This window comes from Chloroflexota bacterium (genome assembly GCA_015478725.1).
Lineage (GTDB): Bacteria > Chloroflexota > Limnocylindria > Limnocylindrales > CSP1-4 > C-114.
The window spans coordinates 1-1677 of the sequence record JADMIG010000093.1; the positions used below are offsets into that span (position 1 = coordinate 1).

Sequence of the window (1677 nt, forward strand, 5' to 3'; positions counted from 1 at the left end):
GGGTGCGTTTCATTTTTTTGCAAAGGGCAGGAAGATGGTAGAATAGGGAAAAAAGACCAGGAGAGGCAGAGATGAAAGCGAAGAAGAACAAACAGGAACGCAGTGAGCAGATTCAGCAGGTGAGCGCAGGACTGCAAGACGTGCTGGGGATGACGCAGTGGCGCAAGGAGCATCCCAAGGCGACATGGCAAGAGATCGAAGCGGCGGTGGATGAACGGATCACCCAACTGCGGGCCCAGATGATCGAGGATGTGGTGCAGATGAGTGACAGCGAGGACTGGAGTCAGAAGCCCCAAGCAGAGCGACCGACGTGTGCCAGATGTGGCAAGCCGCTCTCGGCACGCGGAGCCCAGACGCGCTGGATCCAAACGAATGGAGGGCAAGCGGTCAAGCTGAGGCGAACGTATGGCACCTGTCCTGACTGTGGAGAGGGGTTTTTTCCCCCTGGATGAGGAGTTGGGGCTGGTGTGTGCAGGGATGACCCCGCGCGTCGAAGAAACGCTGGTGCGTCTGGCGACGTGGATGCCCTTTGAGTCCGCTCGAGAGTTACTCAAAGATATGCTGGGAGTGCAGGTCAGCAAGGCGACGACACGCCGGGCGACGCTTGAGGCAGGAGTGGCCGCCCTAACGGTGTGGGAGGCAGAGACCAAGCACCTCAAGCAGGAGCTCCCGGAAGCGCCCCACGGAGCGGAGAAGCAAGCGATGAGTGCGGATGGTGCCTTTGTGCCGCTAGTGGGAGGCCAGTGGGGGGAAGTCAAGACGCTGGTGATCGGGGAGGTTACCCGCACCAAACGAGGGGACATCTGTACGCAACAGCTCTCCTCCTTTTCGCGGCTGGCTGATGTGGAGCACTTTGAAGAGGCGGCGCTGGTCGAGACGCATCGACGAGGGCTGGAAAAGGCGGTCGCGGTATGTGCAGTGCAAGATGGAGCCGAGTGGCTGCCAGGGGTGGTCGACTACCACCGCGCCGATGCGGTGCGCATTCTGGACTTTGCCCATGCCGCTGAGCATATCAGCGACATGAGTCAGGCGGCCAGCAGCGAGGGCCTCGTGTTGGCGGACGACTGGTTGGCGAAGCAGTTGCATGAACTCAAGCACAACGGTCCCCGTCAGGTGTTGGCTGACCTGCGCGGACTGGTGGCGAAGCATCCCAACGTGAAAGAACTCACCGACAATCTGGCGTATTTAGAGAAGCGGGAAGCGCAGATGCAGTACCCCACCTTTCAGGCAGCCGGCTGGCCCATTGGCTCTGGGTGTGTGGAAAGTGCCAACAAGGTGGTCGTCGAAGCCCGGCTCAAAGGGGCAGGCATGCATTGGCAACGGCACAACGTCAACCCCATGCTCGTCTTACGCAATGCGGTCGCTAATGGGCGTTGGGAGGAGACGTGGCAGGCCTCGACGAGGCAGCGGCAGTCGACCCACAAGCAGCAGCGAGCTGAGCGCACCCAAGCGCGATGGGAACAAGCGATGGCTCGCTTGCTGAAACTGTGGCTGTGCTGTAGGCCGCCGACTCCACGTCCTCCGGTTGACCCACTCCCTCCTGCCGTGAGCCAACCGATTTCAGCTCCGGCGGAAGTCGCTGCAGGTCCTCACCGTCCTGCTGCCAATCATCCCTGGAGGCGGTCTCTCGTTGTCCGACCCACAGAGGGAGTCCTTGCAAAAAAATGAAACGCACCC

Annotated in this window: 1 pseudogene; it reads left to right on the top strand. The window is 60.8% G+C overall.

The features are described from left to right. Positions 1–149 precede the first annotated feature (149 nt). A pseudogene (locus IVW53_15900) lies at positions 150–1668 on the top strand (ISKra4 family transposase). The last annotated feature ends 9 nt before the right edge of the window (positions 1669–1677 follow it).